General features: G+C 71.7%; 18 protein-coding genes and 1 tRNA gene. 10 read left to right on the top strand and 9 right to left on the bottom strand.

Going from position 1 to position 16,396, the window contains the following annotated elements:
- Positions 1–5: 5 nt before the first annotated feature.
- A complete protein-coding gene (locus GA0070561_RS24365) occupies positions 6–401 on the bottom strand; it encodes a VOC family protein (protein WP_091406449.1) in 396 nt (131 codons plus the stop codon).
- Between the two features lie 139 nt (positions 402–540).
- Here GA0070561_RS24365 and GA0070561_RS24360 point away from each other — a divergent pair, with 139 nt between their 5' ends.
- Positions 541–1,539, top strand: coding sequence for a hypothetical protein (locus GA0070561_RS24360; RefSeq protein ID WP_091405583.1), 999 nt, complete (start codon positions 541–543; stop codon positions 1,537–1,539).
- A 35-nt stretch (positions 1,540–1,574) separates the two neighbouring features.
- Here GA0070561_RS24360 and GA0070561_RS24355 read toward each other — a convergent pair whose 3' ends face one another.
- Positions 1,575–1,898 carry a plasmid stabilization protein gene (locus GA0070561_RS24355; RefSeq protein ID WP_091405580.1) on the bottom strand — a complete coding sequence of 108 codons (324 nt, stop codon included), beginning with the start codon at positions 1,896–1,898 and terminating at the stop codon, positions 1,575–1,577.
- A 368-nt stretch (positions 1,899–2,266) separates the two neighbouring features.
- On the opposite strand from GA0070561_RS24355, the gene GA0070561_RS24350 reads away from it, so the two are divergent.
- Entirely contained in the window at positions 2,267–3,013 is a 747-nt protein-coding gene (locus GA0070561_RS24350) for a GAF and ANTAR domain-containing protein (protein WP_091405575.1), read from the top strand.
- A 179-nt stretch (positions 3,014–3,192) separates the two neighbouring features.
- The gene (locus GA0070561_RS24345) at positions 3,193–3,690 is read left to right on the top strand and encodes an STAS domain-containing protein (RefSeq protein WP_091405571.1); all 498 of its coding nucleotides are present in this window, start codon (positions 3,193–3,195) and stop codon (positions 3,688–3,690) included.
- A gap of 39 nt (positions 3,691–3,729) precedes the next feature.
- Here GA0070561_RS24345 and GA0070561_RS24340 read toward each other — a convergent pair whose 3' ends face one another.
- The 3 genes from GA0070561_RS24340 to GA0070561_RS24330 all read right to left on the bottom strand — a co-directional run bounded on the left by GA0070561_RS24340 (position 3,730) and on the right by GA0070561_RS24330 (position 5,768).
- Positions 3,730–4,773 (bottom strand): hypothetical protein, encoded by a 1,044-nt coding sequence (locus tag GA0070561_RS24340; RefSeq protein ID WP_091405568.1) that lies wholly within the window; start codon positions 4,771–4,773, stop codon positions 3,730–3,732.
- Positions 4,773–5,270, bottom strand: a complete 498-nt coding sequence (locus GA0070561_RS24335) for a SigE family RNA polymerase sigma factor (protein WP_091405565.1) — start codon at positions 5,268–5,270, stop codon at positions 4,773–4,775. Before GA0070561_RS24335 ends, GA0070561_RS24340 begins: the two co-directional genes overlap by 1 nt.
- A 120-nt stretch (positions 5,271–5,390) precedes the next feature.
- Positions 5,391–5,768 carry a VOC family protein gene (locus tag GA0070561_RS24330; protein WP_208603854.1) on the bottom strand — a complete coding sequence of 126 codons (378 nt, stop codon included), beginning with the start codon at positions 5,766–5,768 and terminating at the stop codon, positions 5,391–5,393.
- A gap of 675 nt (positions 5,769–6,443) precedes the next feature.
- Here GA0070561_RS24330 and GA0070561_RS24325 point away from each other — a divergent pair.
- Complete coding sequence (locus GA0070561_RS24325; protein WP_091405557.1) at positions 6,444–6,746, top strand: MerR family transcriptional regulator; 303 nt, start codon at positions 6,444–6,446, stop codon at positions 6,744–6,746.
- 230 nt (positions 6,747–6,976) lie between these two features.
- Here the strand turns inward: GA0070561_RS24325 and GA0070561_RS24320 are convergent.
- Positions 6,977–7,052: transfer RNA gene (locus GA0070561_RS24320), tRNA-Arg, on the bottom strand.
- 158 nt (positions 7,053–7,210) lie between these two features.
- On the opposite strand from GA0070561_RS24320, the gene GA0070561_RS24315 reads away from it, so the two are divergent.
- Positions 7,211–7,906, top strand: coding sequence for a hypothetical protein (locus tag GA0070561_RS24315; protein WP_091405552.1), 696 nt, complete (start codon positions 7,211–7,213; stop codon positions 7,904–7,906).
- Between the two features lie 21 nt (positions 7,907–7,927).
- On the opposite strand, the gene GA0070561_RS24310 is transcribed toward GA0070561_RS24315, so the two are convergent.
- Together GA0070561_RS24310 and GA0070561_RS24305 are read right to left on the bottom strand one after the other, a co-directional pair.
- Entirely contained in the window at positions 7,928–9,013 is a 1,086-nt protein-coding gene (locus tag GA0070561_RS24310; RefSeq protein ID WP_091405549.1) for an alpha/beta hydrolase, read from the bottom strand.
- 159 nt (positions 9,014–9,172) lie between these two features.
- Complete coding sequence (locus GA0070561_RS24305; protein ID WP_091405546.1) at positions 9,173–9,592, bottom strand: HPF/RaiA family ribosome-associated protein; 420 nt, start codon at positions 9,590–9,592, stop codon at positions 9,173–9,175.
- A gap of 304 nt (positions 9,593–9,896) precedes the next feature.
- Here GA0070561_RS24305 and GA0070561_RS24300 point away from each other — a divergent pair, with 304 nt between their 5' ends.
- The 3 genes from GA0070561_RS24300 to GA0070561_RS24290 all read left to right on the top strand — a co-directional run bounded on the left by GA0070561_RS24300 (position 9,897) and on the right by GA0070561_RS24290 (position 13,591).
- Positions 9,897–10,703, top strand: coding sequence for a single-stranded DNA-binding protein (locus GA0070561_RS24300; RefSeq protein WP_091405542.1), 807 nt, complete (start codon positions 9,897–9,899; stop codon positions 10,701–10,703).
- 294 nt (positions 10,704–10,997) lie between these two features.
- Positions 10,998–12,056: a cobalamin biosynthesis protein gene (locus GA0070561_RS24295; RefSeq protein ID WP_091405539.1), complete on the top strand. Its 1,059-nt coding sequence runs from the start codon at positions 10,998–11,000 to the stop codon at positions 12,054–12,056.
- Complete coding sequence (locus GA0070561_RS24290; protein ID WP_091405535.1) at positions 12,053–13,591, top strand: cobyric acid synthase; 1,539 nt, start codon at positions 12,053–12,055, stop codon at positions 13,589–13,591. The genes GA0070561_RS24295 and GA0070561_RS24290 overlap by 4 nt, the downstream gene beginning before the upstream one ends.
- A 255-nt stretch (positions 13,592–13,846) precedes the next feature.
- Here GA0070561_RS24290 and GA0070561_RS24285 read toward each other — a convergent pair whose 3' ends face one another.
- On the bottom strand, positions 13,847–14,248 hold the full coding sequence (locus GA0070561_RS24285) for a rhodanese-like domain-containing protein (RefSeq protein ID WP_091405532.1): 402 nt from the start codon (positions 14,246–14,248) through the stop codon (positions 13,847–13,849).
- A gap of 137 nt (positions 14,249–14,385) precedes the next feature.
- Here GA0070561_RS24285 and GA0070561_RS24280 point away from each other — a divergent pair, with 137 nt between their 5' ends.
- Positions 14,386–15,162: a uridine kinase family protein gene (locus GA0070561_RS24280; RefSeq protein ID WP_244166421.1), complete on the top strand. Its 777-nt coding sequence runs from the start codon at positions 14,386–14,388 to the stop codon at positions 15,160–15,162.
- A 67-nt stretch (positions 15,163–15,229) separates the two neighbouring features.
- Positions 15,230–16,375 (top strand): M48 family metallopeptidase, encoded by a 1,146-nt coding sequence (locus tag GA0070561_RS24275; protein WP_091406445.1) that lies wholly within the window; start codon positions 15,230–15,232, stop codon positions 16,373–16,375.
- Positions 16,376–16,396: the final 21 nt, after the last annotated feature.

The following is a 16,396-nucleotide window of genomic DNA, read 5'->3' as shown; positions in this document are numbered from 1 at the left end:
ATGTGTCACTCTGTGCTGCGGGGCTGAAGAAGGTCCCAGCGGTTGCCGTAGAGATCGACGAACACCGCTACCGAACCGTACGCCTCGTGCCGCGGTTCCTCCAGAAAACGCACCCCGGCCGCCACCATCCGGGCGTGGTCCCGAGCGAAATCCTCCGTGTAGAGGAACAGCCCGACCCGGCCGCCGGTCTGGTCGCCGATCCGAGCCTGCTGCTCGGTGCTGCTCGGCCGGGCCAGCAGCAGGGCAGTCTCCCTGGCCCCCGCCGGGCGGACCACCACCCAGCGTGAACCGTCCGGTCGGGCGGTGTCCTCCACCAGTTCGAAACCGAGGTCGCCGACGTAGAAGCCGATCGCCTCGTCGTACTCCCTGACCAGCAGCGCGACAAGTCCCAGATGTGCCATTCGGCCATTCTGCCGACGGACGCCCCGGGTCCAGACGGCGACGTCCCCACCGGTCACCCGCGTCACGCCGCGGCCCGGCCGGCCGGAACCGGACGCGTCTGTCGTCCGTCTCATCCCCGGTGGAAGGGTGGTGAGCCGGATGCGTTCGTCCCGGACGGTACTGGCGGTGGCACTGCTCGGCATGGCGCTGGGTGGCTGCGGTGGCACGGACATCGGGCCGGGCGGGGCCGACGAGCCCGCTCCGGCCCAGATCGTCGATGGGTGGACCTCCTGCGCCGAGGCGGCGCCCCGGGCCGGCGAGATGATCACGGTGCCGAACGCGGAGACGTCGCCGCCGGCCGTGAAGGAGCCGACGCCCGGTCGCATCGACCGGGCGTTCACCCCGGTCGCGGCCGTGATCTGCGGGCGCGAGATTCGGCCGGGCCCCAACGGCGGCCAGGAGCAGATCGCCACCGAGCGACGCGCCGAGCAGATCGCACCGCTGCTCACCGCGCTGCGCCTGCCCAGCGAGCAGACCGGCGGGGAGGTCGCCTGCACCCTCGAGATGGTCATCCCGCCGTGGTTGGCCCTGGTGGACGACCGGGGGCGTTGGCTGCGGCCCCACATCCCGACGGACTCCTGCGGCAAGCCTCGCGCCGAGGTGATCGCCGCGTTGGCCGGGCCGCAGTGGACCACGGTGGACACCCGTACCATCCGGCAGATCGAATCCGCGGCGGCCGAGGCTGCCGGATGCGCGCAGCAGTGGACGGACATGGTGTGGGTGGAGACCCGGAACGGTAACCCCGGGCCGGCAGGGCCCGGGCTGCCGCCGGCCGCCGGGCCGCTGCGCCTCTGCGTCTACCAGGTGCCCGCGTCGCTTCAGGAAGGCGAGAAACCCGCAGGCGACTTCGTGTACGGCGGGCCGCCGCCGGCCGAGCGCCAGGCGGGTGTGCTCCGGGCGCTGTCCAATCGCCGGGCGGTGGTCGACTGTGCCACCCCGGCGACCCGCTTCGCGGTGCTACGCCCGCTCGAAGGTGCAGGCCCCGACCGGTACGTGGAACTCGACGGCTGCCGCCGGTTCCTGGTTGCGCCAGCGACGGGCGCTGCGCAGCTCGGCCAGGGCGACGACGCGCTGGTCACCCTGCTGGGGCCCGTCTGAGCCGGCTCGGCGGATCCACGATGCCCGACCGGTCGCTACTTCGACAGGGCCCGCTCCAGCTCGCTCTTCGACATCGACGAGCGGCCCTTGATGCCGCGTTGCTTCGCCTCGTTGTACAGCTGTTCCTTGGTGCGACCCTGGGCACCGCTGTGGGAGCGCTTACCGCCACGGTGCCCGGACGACACGTCGTTCCGGGAGGACCGGCTCGCCGTTCGGGACTCACCCGAGCGGGCCCGTTCCTTGTTGACCGTGCGGGCCGCGATCTCCTTGGCCCGCCCGGAGGAGGCGCCCCGCTGTTGCGCGCTCTCCTTGATGTGCTCGTACTGTCGTTCTCTCTTCGGGCTCGATCCTGCTGGCATCGGTGCCTCCCACCTCCGCTGTCGAGTGCGGTCGAGGCCCGGCTCGCGCGCTTCTGAGCTGACATCGGCACATTCCGAGCCGGGGCGTGGTGTTCACGCTGTCTGAGCACGATGCCCCGCCGTCCGGGGGGTCAAACGACTGCGCCCGAGTTGATCCGGCTGCACCTTCGGGGACGTTCCACTCCGCGTCGTATAGTTGTCGCCGCAGCCGACGCCTGGGCGTCGGTCAGTCAGCGTCCAGCAGCGGGCGCCCGGGCTCCGTTGGCGAGTCCGTGCGGCGCCCCGTGCTCGCGGAGCGCCATCACCACGCGCGCTGCCGTCGCCTTCCTGCAACTGGTACGCGCCCCGGGCACGAGGACCTTGAAGTCATGGCACAGCAGCCCATTGATCCCAATGTGGCGATCTCCGAACTCGGCCAGATCAAGCTCGGCGAGACCGATCTGTCTGGGATTTTGACCCAGGTCTCCGAGTTGGCACGACGCACGATCCCCGGAGCCGAGGAGGTGTCGGTGACGTTGATCAAGCGGGAGGGTGCGCACACCGCCGCGTTCAGCGGTGAGATGGCGCTACGACTCGACGAACTGCAGTACGAGCATGGTGAGGGTCCGTGTCTGGAGGCGGCCAGGGACGCCGCTGTCGTGTCCGTCACCGACATGTCCGAAGAGGCCCGCTGGCCACAGTGGGCGGCCGAAGCCGTGCAGGGCGGGGCTCACAGCTCACTGTCGATCGGGTTCCCGATCCAGGAGTCCGTGCTCGGGGCGCTGAACATCTACGGGGCCAAGGTGGGTGCCTTCGACGACGACGCGGTCACCCTCGCACAGACATTCGCGGGGTACGCGGCCGTCGCCCTCGCCAACGCCCACCTCTACGACGCCACCGCCACCCTGGCCGCACAGATGCAGTTGGCCATGCAGAGCCGGGCCGTCATCGAGCAGGCCAAGGGCATCATCATGGGCGAACGCCGCTGCACCCCCGACGAGGCGTTCGCCGTCCTCGCGAAGGTCTCCCAGGACTCCAACCGCAAACTGCGGGAGGTCGCTGCCGCACTGGTGGAGAGGGCCACCCAACCGCCGAGTCTCAAGCGTGATCGCGGTGGGTTGGGCAACCTGCCGTAGGCGTTCGGCAGCGGACTGCTGTGCCGCGGAAGGTGGCGGCCCGCCAGCGCAGCGTCGGCTGAGGTCGGCCAGGAGCGGACGCGCCGAGTGGCGGCCGACTGCCCAGGCGGTTATCGTCGAGGTTGGTCAAGCCATGCGCCAATCCTGTAACGGATTTTCCACAGGAGGCGTGTGCTCCTATGACTGAGCGTTCCTGGTTCTTCCAGAGCCACTTCGACAGATTCCCGGCGGCGGTCAGCCTCGGGCAGGCCACGCCAGCGGCGCTCGCCGGTCCCCAGCGGGATGGGCTTTTCGACGTCGACTCCTCCGGGCCGTCGTTCCGGGTGACCCGCTACACCGAGCCCACGAACCTGTCCGCGACCATCTCGGCCGACCGGATGGTCGTCGCCCCGGTGGGGTACGTCGACATGGACACCGCCCCACGCCTGGCCACGGCCCTGATGAACGCGATCGACAGCCATCCCGAAGTCTGTTGCGACCTGACCGGCGTCGGCTTCTTCAGCGCCGCGGGTGTGCGCGTACTCCTGCTGGCGCGGGACCGGGCGGGCCGGGTCGGCTCCCGGTTCTCGATCCGAGGCGCCGAGGGAATCACCCAACGGGTGCTGCGGATCACCGGGGTGGAGCGCCTGCTCCTGGGCCCCGAACAAGACACCGGCCCAGCCACGCGTCTTGGCTGACCCGCAGCTCATGAACCAGACTTGCGCCACGCGTTGGCGTCACCAGGTGTCCGGGCGATCGAGATCGCGAGCCGGCTGGTACCCGCCGAGGATCGCCAAGCCCTCCGCCTCGGTGTAGCCGTTCCCCCGACCCTTGCGGAACGCCTCGACGTGGCAGGGCTTGACCACCATCTCCAGCACGTCACTGCCTTGCCGGCGGGCCCGGTAGGGGCCGGCGACAAGATCTCCGCGCCGGGCGTCGTCGCCGGCCGGGGCGAGTTGCGCCCGAACAGTCAGCCAACGGCCGGATGCGTCACCGACCACCAGGGAGCCCTCGACGAAAGAGTCCCGCGCCGACCGGCCGAGCGTCACCGAGCACTCCAGCAACCGTCCGTCGGGCGGCAGCGACTCCAGGCGGAACGGCACGACGCAGCGGTGGGCACCGTCGAACCGGACCCGGCTCGCCGTACCGGCCGCCTCGTCCCGGGTGGTCGCGTAGACGTCCACCTGGGCCCAGAGCCCGTCGGCGGGTTGCCAGCGGACGAACCACAGCTTCCGGTCGCCGGACGGATCGAACCAGGCGACCCCCGAGCGGTCGCCGACCCGCACCTCGGTCCGTCCCTGCGGTCGCCCCTGCGAGGACAACGTCTGCTGGAGCCCGTCCAGCAACCCTTCGGTACGCGCCAACACGAAACGGGCCCCCCCGGTCGGACCCCGAAACTCGACGCTCTCGATGCCGCGCCCGGTGCGCCACGACGCGGAGCTGGCATCGCTGACCAGCGTGTCGGTCGAGAAGTGCACCGTCGCGGGATCGGCACCGACCTCCTCGGGGCGTACGGTCCCATCGCTCTGTGCCTCCGGCAGCATCAGCGCCGCGGCCGGCATGATCGGGTCATCGGTGCTCCGAACGCCCGGGATCGCCAGCACCACCGAGGTGAGAGCCACACACGCCGCTGCCACGCCGCCGGCGATCAGTCCCCTTCGTCGCAGTCGCAACCGCCGGCCGCGATGCCGGGCCTGTTGCACGATCGGCGTCGGATCGATGTCGCCGCCCGCCCGATGCTTGAGCGTGGTGGCGAGCTGCTCATCGAGGTCACTGAACATCAAAGCTCTCCTGCCCATGCGTGGGTTGCCGCAACCTGGCGCTGACGCAGCGCCGCCAGGGCCCGCCTCGCGTGTGTGCGTACCGTCCCGGTCGAACAGGCCAGGATCTCGGCGATCGATGTGTCGTCCAGATCCTCGTAGTAGCGCAGGACGATCACGGTGCGCTGACGCGCCGGCAGATCACAGACCAACCGCCACAGGGCGTCGCGCTCGGCGACCCCGGCGGCTTCGTCCACGTCGCCCGCCTGATCGAGGACCGCGGCAACCGAGATCTCCCGGCTGCTGAGCCGACGCCACCACGAGTTGTGGGTGTTGACGAGCATGCGCCGGACATAGGCATCGGGACGGTCCGTCCGCGAGATGCGGCCCCACCGGGCGTACGCCCGCGCGAGGACATCCTGAACCAGATCCTCGGCCCGGTGCTCGTCACCGGTCAGCAGCCGGGCGAGCCGCACCAGCGCTGAGGTGCGAGCGAACGCGTACTCCTCGAACGTCACGCCCTATTAACGCCGTAGGCCGGCCAGCCCGTAGACACCTGCCGGGCACTTTCTGCCGAGCAGGGCCGTCGTGACGCGCCTACCTGTCGCTGACGTAGGTGCCCCGCCGCGGCACGGTCATCACCGGTCCACGCTCTGGAGCTGTTGGACGATCTGGATCGGGTTGCCGTCCGGGTCGGCCGTCCACGCGATCAGCAGGCGATCGAGCCACCGGTGCGGTGCGGCAAGTGCGGGGGCGCCGTTCGCCGTGAGTTCGGCGTACGCGGCGGCGGTGTCGTCGGTCCAGAGGATCACGGCGGCCCGCTGGCCCTGGGGTACGGGGTCGAGCCCGTGATCGTCACGGGTGGAGGCCACCGAGGCGATGCCGATCTTGTAACCGTCGAGCGCGAGATCGATGTGGATCGGCTCGCCCTCGACCGGCACCCGGAAGGTCTCGGTGAAGCCGAGACCGGCGTAGAACTCGGCCGCGCGCGGAACGTCCTCGCTGAAGAGGATCACCTGAGGAGTGCGGAACCCGACGCTAGCAGCGCAGTGCCGGTGTTGAGCGCCGGGAGACAGCTGCGCGCCGGCGGGGGCTATCTCCGTCCTCGGAGAAAATCTATGTGCGAAGCGCTAGACATTCGCACCGTCGCCGACTAACGTTCCTGTGGTCGAGAACAGAGCCAACAAAGACGCTGACGTTGCCGCCCCGCACGAGGGCGAAGGAGTGGGGCCGGGGATCTTGCAAGCCCTGCTCAGCTCGGCGGCTGACATTTGCCGCAGTTAGGTAGTACGCAGGAAGGCGTGTGACAGCGGGTGGGGCCAACGCTTTGTTCAGGGCTTCACCCGAGGTGAGAAGAGTTCGTCGTACGTGTTGGGGCCATGAAGTCGCGTGGGGCTCGGACACCGACGGACAGCACGGAGTACGGCAGAGGAAATCAGAGGCAAGGGAGGGCATTACACCGTTGGATCGCCCGCTGCCAGTCGCTGTCGTGGGCTGGGCGCGGACACCGCAGTTTCCCTCGAGCGAGAGGTGGTCTCCGGTCACGCTTATGCGATCCTCGCACCCGAAGCCGTCCCTGACGGCCGGTGCGGAAAAGACAAGCCGACGTTCTGTCGGTAGATGGTGTTCCTGACCCACAACCCTTGGGCCCCGGTGCTTCCGAGCACCGGGGCCCTCGTGATGGAGGTTCCATGGCTCAACCCGATGACATGCTCGACGATGAGGACTACCCCGCCTACACGATGGGCCGTGCCGCCGAGATCCTCGGCTGCTCGCAGGATTTTCTACGCCGACTCGGCGACGCGAAACTGATCGACCCGCAGCGCTCCAGTGGCGGGCACCGCCGCTACTCCCGCTACCAACTGCGCCTTGCCGCGCGAGCTCGGGAGTTGTGTGACCAGGGCACTGACATGGCCTCGGCCTGCCGGATCATCATTCTTGAGGACCAACTCGAAGAGGCCCTTCGGCGCAACGAGCGCCACGAGCAGGGCTGAGCACACCCTCCGCGCGGGCCTGCCCGCACGGTGAAGCCGAACGCCATACGGTCCCTCCCGTCCGGGCAGGGGCCGTCTGTCGTCTGGGGAAGGGTCTCGGTCGTCCGGACGGGCGGGCCTGTCGGCAGCGCTCGATTGTGGTCCCGTGCCTGCGACTTCCGGATGACCGACTCCAGACGCGGCCCTGGCCTGGTGAATTGCTCGTTGGAGCGGAAGCTGCAAGTCAGCGGTGGCGCGCCCGGCAGGATTCGAACCTGCGGCCTTGGGATTAGAAGTCCCCTGCTCTATCCGCTGAGCTACGGGCGCGTGGCGTGGATGTCGCGCCCAGAGGGTACCGCCGTCCCACTGCCCGACGGCGAAAAGGGTGCCCGCGTCCACGTTGCCGAGCAGAGTCTCACGTCCGCCCCGTAGCGGGCATCCGGGTTACCGCGGAGCGACCTGGCCGCGGACCGTACCTTTGGCTGGTGTTGCTGGATTCCGACGCCGAGAGCGACGTCGCCTACGAGCTGTGCCAGGTCGTCGGTCGCGCCATCCTGCCGTACCGGTCCTCGGGCGACTTCGGTACCGCGTTCTTCTTCCGCGGCGGCGACGACCCGGTGGGGGAGTCGCTGCTGACGGCGGCCGACCTGGTGAGCGGCTCGGGTGGTGAGTTGAGCCTGCGGGCGAGTGTCACCGAGCCGGCGGGGGTGGCCCCGGCCATCATTGCCGAGGCCGACATCGTGCCCGGTTGGGCCCGCTTCGCGGGCGACGGGGTCGCGGTGTTGCCGACCGCTGGCCTGCACCGGTATGCCGGCGACGGCGGCTGGCGGTGGCGCGTCCAGCCGGTGCCGGCGGGGATCGCCGCCGGGCCCGAGGTGGTCGCCCGCCTCGGCGCCGACGCCAGTTCCGCTTTCGTGCTGGCCCATGGGGTACGCGAAGACGGCTCGCGGCCGCTGGAGGTCGCGATCGAGCGGGTGGTTCGCGACGGGGACGCCGTGCTGATCACCACCGAGCTGCCGCCGGGGTACGTCGGCGCGCCGGTCTTCATCGTTCAGGCTGAGCCCACCGGTGAGGTCGCCCCGTACTGCCTGGGTCTGGTCCTGCCCGGTGTCGGCGCGCACCCGGTGGCGACCTTCGACCGGATCCGTGCCGTCCTCCCGGCGACGCCCGGCGACGTCTGAACCACGCGCCGTCCGGCCTGGTCAGGCGCCGAGCGTCGCCGCACCCGCCGCGTCGGCCGTCTGCGTGCTGGTCGGCGGTGCGTCAGCGCGGTCGGCGTCGGTCGGCGCGGTGTCAGCTGGGGACGCGTCTGACCGCGCGGCGTCGGCCGGGGCGGTGGGACCGGCGGCGAGGAACGCCTCGGCCCAGCGGCCCACCTCGTCGAAGACCTTCTTCCGTACGGTGGGGCCGGAGAGCGTGAGGTCGTGCAGCCCGCCGTCGAAGCGGGCCAGTGTGACGTGGCGGCCGAGGCGCGGCGCGTAGCGGACCATGTGCTCGACGTCCAGTACGGCGTCGGCCAGGCTCGCGTTGTCGTGCCACTTGGTGCCCCGGAAGGACCGGGTCGAGCAGGCCAGCAGCACCGGCACCTGGATGTCCAGCCCGGCGCGCAGCCGGCGTTGCCCGGTGCGGATCGCGTTCAGCCAGCCGGCCCGGACCGGGAACCCGGCCAGCGGCTTCCATGCCAGGTCGTAGGTCCACTCGCCGCGGTGGTCGGAGTGGATGCTCTCGCCGTACACAGTGCCCAGCCCGAACGGGAGGATGCGGTGCGGCGCCCTGCGGCCCAGCCGGGACGCGGCGGCCGCGAGGGGTCGACGGACCGCCCAGGGGGCGTTCAGGTCGAAGAAGGGGCTGTTGAGCACCAGGCCGTCGATGGTGCCGGTGTCGCGGCGGGCGTCCGCCCAGAGCGAGATGATCAGGCCGCCGGTGGAGTGGCCCATCGCCAGCAGGGTGTCGTGCCCGTCGTCGGAGCGGATGATCTCGGCGGCGGCGTCCAGCTCGGGGAAGTAGTCGCTGATGTCGCGGCAGAAGTTGGGGGTCTGGGCGGGGAGCAGACTGCGGCCGTATTTGCGCAGGTCGAGCGCGTAGAAGTCCCAGCCTCGCTCGGCGAAGAAGTCGGCCAGGTGCGTCTGGAAGAAGTAGTCGACGAAGCCGTGCACGTAGAGCACGGCCCGCCCGGTGGGGCGCTCGGCCCGCCGCCGCACAAGGGTCGCGACAACGGGACCTTCGTCGTCGGTGCCCAGGTCGATCGTCTGCCGCTCGTACGGCGGCCCCAACACGTCCGGTTCCACGAACGCGACGCTACGCCGCCAACCTACCCAGCGGTAGCCCGCGCATCCCGCTCGCTTCGGTCGACCCACTCACCCCCGCGATCTTGCACTTTCTGTCCCGACAAAGAGGGGCAATGGCCACTGATCGGGAGCCGAAAGTGCAAGATCGCGAGGCGTGGGTCAGGCCGTTTCCGCGTCGGCGCGGGGGGCCGGGTTCTCCGACTCGTCGGCCTCCATCTGCGGCTGCGGAAGGTCGCGCAGGTGCTTGTTGTGCCGGGGCTCCTGGCGGGTCTTGGCGTCGTTGAGCCGACGGCGCAGGTCGTCACGGACGTCATTGAGGGCGGCGTGCAGGTCCTCCTCGGCGGAGGTGGTGACGATCTTCTGCCGCCCGGCGATCCAGCACTCCAGGGTGACCTTCTGACCACGCGCCTCCCGGTCCTTCACCGACACCTCCAGCTCGGTCGCGTCAGCGTGGAAGCTGGCGAGCCGGGCGTCGAGGGTGGCGAACTGCTCGGCGATCCAGTTGCGGTCGCCCTGGGAGAATCCGGCGCCCACCCGCAGGCACTCAGCCACGGTGGCCGGGTTCGCCACGGCGCTCATCGCTGCGCCTCGGAAGCGTTCGCGGAGTCGATGGTAGTGATCGTCATGGCGCTGACCTCTCGTCGACGTGGAGCTGTCGGTGGTGCGTTGATCAAGTCCTTACCCAGTTCGGGTGGCCTGGGAAACCGTGGACGGCAGCTCGGGCGGGTCGGGCGTACCACATCCGGGCGTGATCAGGGCGTTGTCCACAGGTGGGTGCGTCATCCACAGGTCGGGGACGGGCGCTCACGGAGGGCGTCCCCAGTGTCGATGCTCGGTATCGAGTCGACTCGCGCTGGCAGGCCCCGATCCCCCTGGAGGGACGATGTTCGACACTTACGTGACAATCGTCGGCAATGTGCTGACTACGCCCGAGTGGCGGCGTACGACCCAGAGCAACACCTTGGTGGCCAACTTCAAGGTCGCCTCGACCGCCCGCCGACTCGATCGGGACAGCGGCCGTTGGGTTGACGGCAATTCGCTCCGCGTCCGCGTCAACTGCTGGCGCAAGCTCGCCGAGGGGGTGGCGGCCTCCGTCATGGTCGGCGATCCGGTGGTGGTCTGCGGGCGGCTCTACACCCGCGACTGGACCGACGACGGCGGTAACCATCGCACGCTCTACGAGCTGGAGGCGGTGGCCGTCGGCCACGACCTGTCCCGGGGTCGCGCCCGCTTCCTGCGCAACCGGCCGAGCATGGCGACCAGCACCGTGGAGGACGCGGAGGCCGAGAGCCGGGTGCACGGCGAGCCCACCGAGCCGGTGCCGGCCGGGCAGGCGCCCGTGCTGCCCGACGACCGTCCGCTGGACGACGACTTCGAGCTGCCCGACTACGCGGAGCTGCGGACCAGCCCGTTCGGCAACGACCCGGCGGGCGACGACAGCTCCCCGAGCGGCGGGGTCTTCGGTAACGGCGGAGCGCTTGCGAGCGGCGGGCAGGCCGGGCAGGCCGGGCAGGCCGACGTTCCGCCGGACCTCGACGACGAGTTGGCCCCTCCGCCCGAGGCGGACGACGACAACGCCGACGGTGACCTGGACATCGAGTTGGGGCCGATGCCCGACGAGGGGCAGCCGGAGCCGGCGCCGCCCGGTCGAGGGCGGCGTGGCCGGGGCCGGATCCCGCAGCCAGCCTGACCGATCGGCTCGGCCGTCGCGGGTTGGGCGGCGGTCGAGCCGGCCAAGGCACCGTCTCGGTCACGGGTGCTGCGGCGAAACGGCACCATCCGGCACGGCGCGGTGCGACACGACGGGGGCGGGGTGGCGGCGCGACCAGCGTCGTCACCCCGCGTGACGGGCGTCGGTGGGCTGGTCTGCCTGTTCACTCCACGGGTTCCCGTTGCCGGTGCGAGGCCGTGGGTTGGGCTGGTTCACGGAATGCTCGTCTAGGCTGGCCGGCCGGAGGTGGTGCGGGTGCGACGGACAGCGCCGATGGCGAACGCGGTGGGGCTGCTCGCCGGGTACGCGCTGGACAGGGTGCTCGGCGACCCCCGCCGGTGGCACCCGGTGGCCGGCTTCGGGCAGGCGGCGGGCGCGCTGGAGCGCCGCCTCTACCGCCCCGACCGAACGGCGGGTACGGCATTCACCGCGCTGGCCGTCGGTGGGCCGGTGCTGCTCGGGGCGGTCGCCGCGGCGGCTACCCGGCACCGGCCGGTGACCCGCGCGGTGCTGGTGGCGGCCGGCACGTGGACCGTGCTGGGCGGCCGCACGCTACGGCACGAGGCGACCGTCATGGGTCGTACGCTGCGTGACGGTGACCTGCCCGCCGCCCGGCGACGCCTCGGTCACCTCTGCGGGCGGGACCCGTCGACGCTGGGTGAGTCGGAGCTGGCCCGCGCCACAGTCGAGTCGGTCGCGGAGAACACCTCCGACGCGGTGGTCGCTCCGCTGCTCTGGGGTGCGGTCGCCGGTCTGCCCGGGCTGCTGGGCTACCGCGCGGCGAACACCCTCGATGCGATGGTCGGGCACCGCTCGACGCGCTACGCGCGGTTCGGCACGCCGGCCGCTCGGCTGGACGACGCACTCAACCTCGTGCCGTCCCGGCTGACCGGGCTGCTCACCATCGCCGTCGCGCCGGTCGCGCACGGGGACCGGCAGCGCGCCTGGCAGGTGTGGCGGCGGGACCGCAACGACCACCCGAGCCCCAACGCCGGTCAGTGCGAGGCGGCGATGGCCGGTGCGCTCGGGGTCCGCCTCGGTGGTCGCAACGTCTACTTCGGGCGCTCCGAGGTGCGGCCGTTCCTCGGCGACGGTCCCCGCCCGGAGGCTCGGCACCTGAAGCGAGCCGCCCGGATCTCCGGCGCGGTGGGCCTGGCCGCCGTCGGGCTGGCCGCCGCGTACCCGCTGACGCTCGGCCGGCTGGTCGGCGCGGCGAGCAGGCGTGCACTGATCGGCGCGGTGGGTCGGCGACGGCCGGCAGATGCGGTCGGAGGGCGCGGGCTGGCTGGCGTGGCCGGGGGCGTCGGGGTGCGGCGGGGGAGTGGGCGGTGAGCGGCGGGCTGCTGGTGGCCGGCACGACGTCCGACGCCGGCAAGAGCGTGCTCACCGCCGGCATCTGTCGTTGGCTGCACCGGCAGGGCGTGAAGGTGGCGCCGTACAAGGCGCAGAACATGTCGAACAACTCGGCGGTGGTCGTCGGGCCGGACGGGCGCGGCGGCGAGATCGGGCGCGCCCAGGCCATGCAGGCCGCAGCGTGCGGGCTCGCACCCGACCTGCGGTTCAACCCGGTGCTGCTCAAGCCGGGCAGCGACCTGGCCAGTCAGGTGGTGCTGTTGGGCGAGGCGGTCGACACGATCACCGCGGGCACCTTCCGGCAGCTACGCCCCCGGCTCGCCGAGACCGCGTACGCCGCACTGGCCGAGCTGCGCGAGACGTACGACGTGGTGATCTGCGAGGGTGCCGGCAGCCCTGCGGAGATCAACCTGCGGGCCGGTGACTACGTCAACATGGGGCTGGCCCGGCACGCCAACCTGCCTACCATCGTCGTCGGCGACATCGACCGGGGCGGTGTCTTCGCCTCGATGTTCGGCACCGTGGCCCTGCTCGACCCGGCCGACCAGGCGCTGATCGCCGGATTCGTGATCAACAAGTTCCGGGGCGACCTCGGGCTGCTCCAGCCGGGTCTGGACATGCTGCGTCAGGTCACCGGCCGCCCCACGTACGGGGTGCTGCCCTGGGCACTCGACCTGTGGCTCGACGCGGAGGACTCACTCGCCTACGGCCGGGTGCTCGGCCGACCCGCCGCCCCGCACGGCAGCGAATGGCTGGACGTGGCCGTCGTCCGCCTACCCCGGATCAGCAACGCCACCGACGTGGAGGCGCTCGCCACCGAGCCCGGCGTCCGCGTACGCCTCACCATCGAACCGGCCGAGCTGGCCGCCGCCGACCTGGTCGTCCTACCCGGCTCCAAGTCCACCGTCGCCGACCTCCGGTGGCTGCGCGAAACCGGTCTCGCCGACGCGGTGGCCACCCATGTGGCGGCCGGCAAGCCCCTGCTCGGCCTCTGCGGCGGTTTCCAGATGCTCGGCCGCGCCATCCACGATCCGGTGGAGAGCCGGCAGGGCAGCGTGCCGGGGCTCGGTCTGCTGCCCATCGACATCACCTTCGATCCGCGCAAGACCGTCCGGCAGTCGGTGGGCACCGGTCACGGTGGCGTCCCGGTGCGGGGCTACGAGATCCACCACGGGTACGTCTCTCAGGCCGACCCGAGCCTGACCCCGCTGCTGACCAGCGACGACGGTGTCGGGGAGGGTGGGGTGCTCGGCGTGGTGCACGGCACGCACTGGCACGGGGCGTTCGAGTCCGACGAGTTCCGCCGATGGTTCCTCACCGAGGCGGCTCGCCTGGCCGGCCGCAGCGGGTTCCGGGTCGCGCCGGCCACCAGCTTCGCCGCCGCCCGGGAGCGCTCACTCGACCTGCTCGGCGACCTGGTCGAGGAACACCTGGACACCGATGCCCTCTGGCGTCTCATCGAAGCCGGCCCACCCGCCGACCTCCCCTTCATCCCACCCGGCGCCCCGTCCTGACCCTTGGCCGGTCCACCGTCCCATGCGGAGCGTGGGGCGGGAGGCCGCGCCCGGGCAGCGAGGCGTGCTCTTGAGCCGGTCGCCAGCCGGTCGCCAGTCGGGGGGCCCGCCGGGCGTCACCACTCCCGCATGATCGTGCTCGATCGTTGTTTCAGGGGCCTCGTCCGCGCGAGGAGGGGCCTGTTTCCTGGATCGAGTGCGATCTTGCGCAGACCGACGGCCCGGGACGGAACCTGAGGGGCAGGGTCGGGGGAGTCAGGGGCGGATGTCGGCGGGACGGTCGGTGGTGGGCAGGCCGGCGGCGAGCCAGGCGTCCACGCCGCCGATCATGTCCGTGGCCCGGCGCAGCCCGAGGGTCTGCAGGCTGGCGGCGGCCAGGCTGGAGCTGTAACCCTGTCGGCACACCAGGATGATCTCCCGGTCGTACCCGGTGGCCTCGGGGATCCGCCAGGCGCTGGCCGGATCGAGGCGCCACTCCAGTACGGTCCGGTCGATGACGACCGCGCCCGGCAGGTCGCCCTGTTCGCGGCGCTGTAGGTCGGTACGGGTGTCGACCAGCAGCGCACCGCCGCGGACCGCCTCGACGGTCTGCTGCGGAGTCAGTCGGTGCAGCCCGGCGCGGGCCTGTTCGAGTAGGGCATCTATACCGGGGCTCATTACGTCTCGGAGCACCACCCGATCATGCCGATTCGGTGGCACCCCGGGCGGCGAACGGGCCGCCCGTCACCCGTCGCCGCACCAATTCCCCCGGACGTGACGATGGCCGGCCAGGACGGTCAGCCGGAGGTGTCACCGTGGCCCACCTCGGCCCCCCGATCGGCATGATCGACACGGACCGACAGGGGTACCGCGGCGTCGATGAACCGGAGTCGATCACCCCGCCAGCAGCGGTGGCGGCATACTTCGGTCATGCACCACGGGAGGCTGCGCTGAACCCGGGAACTGGCGGGCCGACCGTGGCGGTTGTCGAGGCGTACGCCGAACTGGCTCGTCGGGTGCTCGCGGGCCCGGCGCGGTTGGGGCGGACCCGGCTGGTCGCGGTCGACGGGCCGAGCGGCGCGGGTAAGAGCCGGTTCGCGGCGCGGCTCGCGGATGCCCTGGCGGGGCCGCTCGGCGGCCGACCGCCGGTGGTGCACACCGACGACCTGCTCGACGGGTGGGACGACCAGGTCACCTTCTGGCCCCGGCTCGACGAGGGGGTGCTCGCCCCGCTGCGCGTCGGGGAGCCGGGCGCCTATCGGCGGTACAGCTGGGTCCGGCAGTGTTTTCTGCCCCGGCCGGTTTCGGTGCCGGTGGCTCCGGTGCTGGTGGTCGAGGGGGTCAGCGCCGCCCGGGCGGTCGTCCGGCCGGAGCTGACGCTGGCCGTGTTCGTCACCGCGCCCGCGTCGCTGCGGCTGGCTCGCGCGGTCGCCCGGGACGGGCCGGAGATCCTGCCCGAGCTGCGCCGCTGGCATGACGGGGAGCGGGCGCACTTCGCCGTCGACGAGACCGCGACCCACGCCGACCTGTTGGTGGATGGCGCGCCGACACTGCCGTACGACGCGGACCGGTACTACGTGCGACTCCGCTGAGCGGGGCATGGACGTGGGCCACCGACTGCGGCACGATGCGGAGAGCTACGGCGAACGGGGAGCCACCATGACGGCAGCGGACGCGCCAGCGCGGCGTCGGATCACCCTCACCGGCATCAGCTCGCGGGCCTGGGAGCATCCGGCCGACCGGGGTGCCCTGGTCGCGCTGCGTGAGCTGCGTGGTTTCGACGACGTGGTGCGGGCGTTCTTCGGGATGTGGAACGAGCGGGGGTTCCGGCTGTCCGTGCTGGCCTCCGGCATCCGGGTCGACCACCGGCAGTACCCGGCGGTGTGGCAGCGCTACACCGAGGCCGCGGCGGCGCTCGACGTGGCCGAACTGCCCGAGCTGTACGTGACCCAGTCGCCCTGGTTGGGCGCCGAGGCGGTCGGGCTGGAGCGGCCGTTCATCGTGCTGAACTCCGCCTGCGTGCAGCAACTCGACGAGGACGAGCTGCGCTGCCTGCTCGGCCACGAGTTGGGGCACGTGGGCAGCGGGCACGCGGTCTACAAGACCATGCTCATGATCCTCACCCGGTGGGCGGCCAACCTGAGCTGGTTGCCGGTCGGCGCGATCGCGCTGCGCGCCATCATCGCTGCGATGCTGGAGTGGTGGCGCAAGGCGGAACTCTCCGCCGACCGGGCCGGCCTGCTCGCCGGGCAGGACCCGGCCGCCGCGCTGCGGCTGCTGATGAAGCTCGCCGGTGGCGGTGACCTGTCCCAGGTCGACACCACCGCCTTCCTGGAGCAGGCCGCCGAGTACTCCGGTGGCGGCGACCTGCGCGACAGCCTGCACAAGATCCGGATGACCGCGTGGAGCACCCATCCGGTGCCGGTGGCGCGCGCGGCGTCGCTGCGCCAGTGGATCGACTCCGGGGCGTACGGGCAGGTGCTGGCCGGGGACTACCCCCGCCGCGAGGACGACAGCTCGACAAGCGTGTCGGAGGAGATCAAGGCGGCGGCCGAGTCGTACCGGGAGGAGTTCAGCCGGTCCACCGACCCACTGGTCGGGTTGCTGCGCCGGCTCGGCGACGGCGCGAGCGACGTCGGCGAGTGGGTGGGCGGCACCGCCGGTCGGGCCCGTTCCTGGATGGACGCGGCCACCGAGGCGGCGGGCCGCGCACACCGCGCCGGGCGGGCCGCACCGGGCGCGCGGGCCGGCGCCGGCCCCGCGGACAGCGGTGACGGTACGGGCTCCGCCGGCACGCCCCGGTAAGGCCGGCATACGATGCCGGTC

Origin of the sequence: Micromonospora saelicesensis, from assembly GCF_900091575.1 — a bacterium.
GTDB lineage: Bacteria > Actinomycetota > Actinomycetes > Mycobacteriales > Micromonosporaceae > Micromonospora > Micromonospora saelicesensis.
This window is presented reverse-complemented; position numbering and strand designations above follow the sequence as displayed.